Genomic DNA, 7,322 nt, shown 5'->3' with positions numbered 1-7,322 from the left:
CCCGCGCCGCCGAGCTGGGCGGGATCGAGGGCACACCCCGGGTGGTGGAATACCGCCCGCCACCGGGCTTCTTGGAAACCTTCCTCGGCCTACAGGGGCGCGCCGCGCCCGGCGAAGTGTTGCTCCGACAGCTGCTGAACCAAGGCCGGCCGGTTCTGATGTACCTGTACACCGGGGGCTAGGCGCGGCTTCCGGGCAGCGCGAGGGGCAGGGCGGCCGGCGAGGCCGCCTGAGCGCAAAGGCAATCGCGGCAACAGGACGGGGTGCAGCGGGGCGCGGGACGTTTCCACGCCCCGCTGTTGGTTTCCTCGCACCCTCCCCTCGAGCCGATGAGGCCTGAGAGCAGTGCTGGCGTGCGGGCCGGCATAGTATCAGAAGATGCTGATATAATGATATATGGAGGTGCGACATGATCCTCGAATTCACCCCCTCCCGTATCAGCCTGCAGGCAAAGCTGTTTCGCGGCTTCTCTGACCCATCGCGGTTGAAGATCCTCGAGGCCCTGGGACAAGCTCCCTGTACCGTAAGCGAGCTGGTCGCCCAGACCGGCCTGAGCCAATCCAACGTCTCCAACCATCTGGCCTGCATGCGGGACTGCGGCCTGGTCGTTGCCCAACCTTCGGGCCGCTATGTGACGTACACCATCAGCGATCCCCGCGTCCAGGACCTACTGCAGCTGGCTGACACGCTGCTTTCGGACGTGGCCCGCGGCGTGTATGAGTGCACTCGGCTGGAGATGCCGCCCGAGGCGGGCCATTGACCAACCTGGAGCGAGTTGAGGTCCCAATCCGTGGGATGGACTGCGCCGACTGCACGCGGCATGTGCAGCAGGCCATCGCCGGCGTACGCGGCGTCGAGTCGGTCGATGTCATGCTGGCAGCCGAGAAGGCAATCATCCGCATGGACCCAGGCCGGACATCGATGCAGGCGATCCGCAAAGCTGTCGAGGCCGCGGGATACGCAGTGCCCGACGAGGCGATCTCCCCTGAGCGTGCCTCGCGTCTTGCGCGCCTGTCCAAGCCGCTGCTGCCCTGGCTGACCTTTGGCCTGGGAATGCTGCTACTGCTGATGGTCCTGGCCGAGGCCACCGGTGCCTTCGAATCGATCAGTGCCCACATCCCGCCGCTGATCCCGATCGCCTTCGTCCTGGTGGTCGGTTTCCCGATCTTTCGCAATGTCGTGCGGGCAGCCAGCAAGGGGAGGGTAATTGCCCACACCTTGATGACGCTGGGGGTTGTGGCGGCCTTGCTGCTCGGGCAATGGCTGGCTGCGGCGCTGATCGTCTTCCTGATGTGGGTCGGTGATGCCATCGAGCGCTACACCGCTGGCACCGCCCGGCGGGCGGTGCAGTCTCTGGCGGAACTGATGCCGCAATCGGCGCGCCTGATGCAGGGAGGGGCCGAGGTTGAGGTGCCTATTCGTCAGGTCAAGGTTGGGGACACGGTGGTGGTGCGGCCGGGTGAGAAGATCCCAGTCGACGGGGTGGTGCTCGAGGGTCATGCCACGATCGACGCTTCGACCCTGACGGGCGAATCCATGCCGGCCGAGGTCGCCCCGGGATCGGCGGTCATGGCGGCCAGCCTGACGCAGCTGGGGAGCTTGCAGGTGCGGGCGACCCACATCGGCCCCGATACGACCTTCGGCCGGGTGATCCGCCTGGTCGAAGAAGCCGAGGCCAATCGTGGCAACGTGCAGCGGATGGCGGATCGTTTCTCCAGCTACTACCTTCCCTTGGTGATTGCCGTGGCGGTGCTGACGTTTCTGACGCGGCGCGACCCGAGCGCGGTGGCCGCAGTGCTGCTGGTTGCATGCTCCTGCTCATTTGCCCTCGCCACCCCGATCGCCATGATGGCCACCATTGGGGCGGCTGCTCGACGCGGACTGCTGTTCAAGGGAGGCCGGGTGGTTGAGGCGCTGGCCCGGGCTGACGTGCTGTTGATCGATAAGACCGGCACCCTGACCCTGGGCCGGCCGCAGGTCACCGACGTCGTCCCGGTCAACGGGGCAACAGCAGACTCGCTCCTAGCCCTGGCGGCCAGTGCCGAGCGCTACTCCGAGCACCCTCTCGCCGGAGCGGTGCGCCAGGAGGCGGAGGCCCGCGGTCTGTCGCTACAGACAGCCGAAGCGTTTGAGGCCATCCCCGGCCTTGGCCTGCGCGCCCGCATTGCCGGCAGGCAGGTCGTCATCGGGTCCCGTCGATGGGTGACAGCTGGGCAGGCCCATCCGGAGATCAGCCGGTTGGAGACGGAAGGGAAGACGCTTCTGTATGTGGAACAGGACGGCGAACTGCTGGGGACCGTCGCCTTCTCCGACAGCTTGAGGCCGGAAGTGCCGGAAGCGCTGGCAGAGCTTCGCGCCCTCGGCATCCGGGAGTTTCACCTGCTGACCGGCGACAATGTGCGAACAGCCGCGGCATTGGGCGAGCAGGTTGGCGTGCCGTTTGCTGCCGAGCTGCTACCGGAGGACAAGATCGCTTTCGTTCGCCGGCTGCAGGCGGAAGGCAAGGTCGTGGTTATGATCGGCGATGGAGTCAATGATGCGCCGGCCCTGGCTCAGGCTGATGTCGGGATCGCGATGGGGGCGTTTGGAAGCGACATCGCACTCGAGGCGGCCTCGGTGGCCCTGATGCGGGATAACTGGCTTCAGGTGCCGGAAGCTCTGCGCATGGCCCGGCGGACGATGTCTGTCGTCCGCCTCAATCTGGGCTTCACCATCGTCTACAATGCCATAGGGCTGACACTGGCGGCGCTGGGGATCCTGCCGCCGGTCCTGGCGGCGGCGGCTCAGAGCATTCCTGACCTGGGGATTCTGGCCAACTCATCGCGGCTGCTTCGCCAGCACGCCCGCCAGCGGCCGGTTGGTATCGAGGAGGATCGATGGACATCGCAATGATCGGGCTGGGCAAGATGGGGGGCAACATGATGCTGCGCTTGTTGCGCGGCGGACACCGGGTGGTTGCTCACGCGCGTTCGGCGGACTCGGTCAAGGCGGCCGAGGCCCAAGGCGCTGTTGGGGCCTACTCGCTCGAGGATGTGGTTGCCAAGTTGACGGCGCCGCGTGCCATCTGGGTGATGGTGCCGGCAGGCGAAGCGACCGAGAAGACGCTGCGCAGCCTGTCCGATCTGGTGGCGGAAGGCGATGTGCTGATTGACGGCGGCAACAGCAACTACAAGGACACGCTTGCCCGCGCCGAGTTCCTGCAGGCCAAGGGGGTTGACTTTGTCGATGTTGGAACCAGCGGCGGCGTTTGGGGCCTGACGGAGGGTTACAGCCTGATGGTGGGCGGCAAGCCGGAGATCGCCGAACGCCTGCGGCCGGTGTTTGAGACGCTGGCCCCCGGCCCGGATCGCGGCTGGGGGCGGGTCGGCCCGCACGCTGCCGGGCACTTTGTCAAGATGGTCCACAACGGGATCGAATACGGCATGATGCAATCCTTGGCTGAGGGTTTCGAGGTGATGCACAGCAAGGAAGCCTTCGCTCTCAACCTACACCAGATTGCCGAGATCTGGCGGTATGGGAGCGTTGTCCGTTCGTGGTTGCTCGATCTGGCCGCCAACGCCTTGGCGGACGACCCTTCCCTGGCGCAGATCAAGGGGTGGGTTGCGGACAGCGGCGAGGGTCGATGGACCGTGGCCGAGGCGATGGAGCTGGACGTGCCCGCGCCGGTTATCACCCTTTCGCTCTTGATGCGCTTCGTCAGCCGACAAGACGAAAGCTACGCCGCCAAGATGCTTGCCGCCCTGCGCAACCAGTTCGGCGGGCACGAGGTCAAACGCGAAGAACCCGGTCGGGCCACGAGCTAAGCGCCGCTGGCGGCCACTTGGGCCGCCTTGCCGCTCATCCTGCACACCCAGGCCCCGAGGACTGCGTAGGCCCGCGCCCGAGCGGGTCAGGCCTCCCTGGGTGAGACGGCGGGGCGAAGCGGAGCGGTTTGAGTGATGGTCGAGCATGTGGCAGATCATCCAAGACACTAGCATCTGAACTGGCTAGGGGAACCCCAGCCTCCACCCCCGGCGCCGGTTCCCGCGCATCGCTGCGCATAGCGACTCGGTCTGGCTGACGCCGCCGGTGCTGATCAGCCTGGCGTCGCTGCTGCTGGTGGTGTCCGGCCCTGGGCGTCAGGCAGAGGCGATGAACACCGCCGACATCCTGCCGCCGGAATTTCAGTACTACTCACCCGACCAGCAGGCGCAGCTGCAGCAAGCGCTGGCTTCCTCCGCCAGCCCGAACTTCGTGGATGTCTTCCCGGTAGCGGCTATCCTAGACGCCGCTTCCCTGCAGCATTTGTAAGGCGACTGAGCCTTTCCTCTCGCGGCTCAAGTCGCCTTGTTTGCGCCAGCGCAAAGAAGCGGCGGCTGCGGCTTGCATAGTTAGGAGGATGGCGATAGCCTGCCTGGCAGGCAAGCTGCGGGGTGCACCGGGTGCACCGAGGAGGGGCGATGGGCGAGGCAAAGTCGGCAGGTGATTGGCAGACCTGGAGGGTGTTGATCATCGGCTTGCTGGTCGTTGCGGCCTTGATCGGAGGGGCGCTGATCGCCCGGGCGCTGGTCGCCTCGACCCCGGCGGCCGAAGAGTCCGGCCGCCCCGCCGATGCGCTGGCGCAGAGCGCCGACGAGTGCGTTGTCTGTCACCGCAGCGCTACGCCGGGCATTATCGAGCAGTATGCCATCAGCACCATGGCCGCGGCTGAGGTCCGCTGCACCGATTGCCATCAGGTCGAGGCCGACTATCCGGGGGCGGTGGAGCATGAAGGCGTGTATGTACTGGGTAGCCCGACAACCGCCAAGTGCCAGCGCTGCCACAGCGCGGAGGTCGCTCAGTTCTACAGCAGCCGGCACTCGCTGCCGGCATATGTGGCCTACGCCGGGACCCAGGGGCTGTCGCCCGAGCACCTGGCGATGTATGCCGCCATCCCCGAGGGATCTTTCGCCCCGGACAAGAGCCGCAATGCCCTGTTTGCGATCGAGGGCCCGGAACTCACTGAGTTTGCCTGCGAGACCTGTCACAGTGTCGGCGATCCGGCGGTTGATGGCTCGGTGGGTCAGTGCCAGAAGTGCCATCTGCGCCACACCTTCAGCCTGGAGCAGGTGCGCAAGCCGGAGACCTGCAACGCCTGCCACATCGGGCCGGATCATCCGCAGTGGGAGATCTACCAGGAGTCGCCGCACGGGATTGCCTACATGACCATGGGGCACACCTGGAACTGGCAGGCAGAAGCCGGCACGCTCACCGTCGAGGACTTCCCGGCCGCAACCTGCGCGCTGTGCCACTTCAGCGGCTTCGGCGCCAGCGGCACGACGCACGACGTCGGGGATCGGCTGACCTGGTATCTGTTCGCCCCCATCAGTGAACGCCGCCCCGGCTGGCAGGACAATATGGTGCGCATGCAGAACGTGTGTCGCGCCTGCCACAACCAGAACTTCATCGCCGACTTCTACCAGGCGGCGGACCAGGCGACACTGGCCGTCAACGACTACGTGATTGAGAGCGACCGCATCATGAAGCCGCTCAAGGACCGCGGGCTGCTGACGACTGAGCCGTTCGACGAACCCATCGACTACACTTACTTCGAGCTGTGGCACCACTGGGGGAGGACGGCCAAGTTCGGCGTCTGGATGCAGGGGCCGGACTACACCCAATGGCACGGTGTGTATGAAGTCCTCAGCGACTTGGCCGAACTGAAAGCGATGGCGGCCGAGAAGCTGGCTGGGCCGCGCGAGCCGTAGGCGATGGGGATGCTGGCGGCGATCCACCCCCGCCTGGCGATTGTGCGCCGGCTGCCGCTCACCCGTGATCAGTGCATGCTGCTGATGGCGGCGGTCAACGAGATCTTCCTGGGAATCGACACCTACCTGGCGCACTTGATCAGCGGCACCATCCGGCCCAATGAGTGGATCCCGATTGTGTTCGGCCTGGCCGCCGGGTTGGCGCTGCTGGTGGCCGGCCTGATCGCAATCCGCAACCGGCCCCTGGCGACGGTGTTGGCGACGATCGTGCTGCTGGCGAGCATCGGAGTGGGGCTGCTCGGCGCGTACTTCCACCTGGTGCGCGCCATCCTACCCACCGCCGCCCTTGGCGAGCGCGTGTCGATCGACCTGCTGGTGTGGGCGCCCCCGATCCTGGGGCCGCTGACCTTTGCCCTGGTTGGGGTGCTCGGCATCAGCGCCGCCTGGGTCGAGTCCCCGCCGGACAGCGGAGTGCTGGCGCTCTCGGAGCGGCGGCGCCTGCGGATGCCGTACAGTAAGACCCGGGCGTACTTCTTCTGGGTTTCGATGGGATCGCTTGCGACGGTGATCAGCTCCGTGCTCGACCATGCCCGCACCGGGTTTGCCAATCCCTGGCTGTGGATCCCGACCGCGGTCGGGGTCTTCACGACGGTCGTCGCTCTGGCGCTGGGCTTCCTCGAACATCCCAGGGCTTCCGACCTGCGTATCTACTTCGGTAGCATGCTGTTGATGATTCTCGTAGGCCTGGTGGGCGCCGGACTGCACGTGTCGGTTGACCTGACTGAGATGAACGTGCTCGTCATCGAACGCTTCCTGCGCGGGGCGCCCGTGCTGGCGCCGCTCCTGTTCTGCAACATGGGGGCGCTGGGGCTGATCGTGCTGCTGGGTCCGGATCAGCCTGACTGACGACTCCGTTCCTGCGCTTCCAGGCACACGCAGTCGGCGGGGTTCGCCTCCGCCAACTGCGCTCTCTGCCAAACTCGGCCCCGCTCCGGCTCAGATGGAACTCGTGGGCCCTCACCGAATCCCCCGAGCTCGGTTCGTCTGCTGGGCATGTGGGTGAAGCCGCACGGCGGGCGATGGCAAGATGCACCCGAGGTCATTCCTTGAACTTCCCCCGTCAATGACTGCTCTCGATCCTCCCCCAAACCCCTCACCACCTTGGCCCGGGCCGCCCTGCTGCAAAGGGGAGGTGAACTCTCGAGGCTGGGCTGGCCGCCTTTCGTCGCGCCCACAACCGGTCGCCCGTCGTCCGCGGGCTGCACCCGGCGGGCGGCACCGTCCACCCCGGGGGTGGGGGCTCGATGGCGATGCTCTCGGGAAGAACCGCCGCCCCGCTGGTTGCTGCGGGCGGCGGCGGCTGCCGGCCGCATAGGACTGACCTGCCGGCACCGTGCCGGCGCCTGGCGAAGTACAATCGGGAAGGATGCGCGCCAACCTTACCCACGCCATCGAGGACTACATCAAGGCCATCCATGAGCTGAGCCAGGTGGACGGCCGGGCAACCACCAACCGGATTGCCGGACGCCTGGGCGTGACCCCGGCCTCGGTCACCGGCATGGTCAAGAAGCTGGCCGCCACCCGCCCGCCGCTGGT

The 7,322-nt window shown here is 66.5% G+C and carries 7 protein-coding genes; all 7 read left to right on the top strand.

All coding sequences use genetic code 11. The annotated features are described in order from the left end of the window. The coding region (locus MUO23_14680) for a hypothetical protein (GenBank protein ID MCJ7514195.1) at positions 1-182 on the top strand (182 nt) is incomplete at its 5' end. 227 nt (positions 183-409) lie between these two features. Beyond that, complete coding sequence (locus tag MUO23_14675; protein ID MCJ7514194.1) at positions 410-760, top strand: metalloregulator ArsR/SmtB family transcription factor; 351 nt, start codon at positions 410-412, stop codon at positions 758-760. Continuing rightward, positions 757-2,892, top strand: coding sequence for a cadmium-translocating P-type ATPase (gene cadA, locus MUO23_14670; protein MCJ7514193.1), 2,136 nt, complete (start codon positions 757-759; stop codon positions 2,890-2,892). Before MUO23_14675 ends, cadA begins: the two co-directional genes overlap by 4 nt. Beyond that, positions 2,877-3,803 (top strand): decarboxylating 6-phosphogluconate dehydrogenase, encoded by a 927-nt coding sequence (gene gnd / locus MUO23_14665; protein ID MCJ7514192.1) that lies wholly within the window; start codon positions 2,877-2,879, stop codon positions 3,801-3,803. Before cadA ends, gnd begins: the two co-directional genes overlap by 16 nt. A 265-nt stretch (positions 3,804-4,068) precedes the next feature. Next, entirely contained in the window at positions 4,069-4,290 is a 222-nt protein-coding gene (locus MUO23_14660) for a hypothetical protein (protein ID MCJ7514191.1), read from the top strand. A gap of 149 nt (positions 4,291-4,439) precedes the next feature. After that, on the top strand, positions 4,440-5,726 hold the full coding sequence (locus MUO23_14655) for a hypothetical protein (protein ID MCJ7514190.1): 1,287 nt from the start codon (positions 4,440-4,442) through the stop codon (positions 5,724-5,726). Positions 5,727-5,735: 9 nt separating this feature from the next. Continuing rightward, positions 5,736-6,632 carry a hypothetical protein gene (locus MUO23_14650; protein MCJ7514189.1) on the top strand — a complete coding sequence of 299 codons (897 nt, stop codon included), beginning with the start codon at positions 5,736-5,738 and terminating at the stop codon, positions 6,630-6,632. Positions 6,633-7,322: the final 690 nt, after the last annotated feature.

This window comes from Anaerolineales bacterium (assembly GCA_022866145.1).
GTDB lineage: Bacteria > Chloroflexota > Anaerolineae > Anaerolineales > E44-bin32 > PFL42.
Note: the sequence above shows the minus strand (reverse complement) of the source record. Positions and strands in the feature narration are given on the sequence as shown.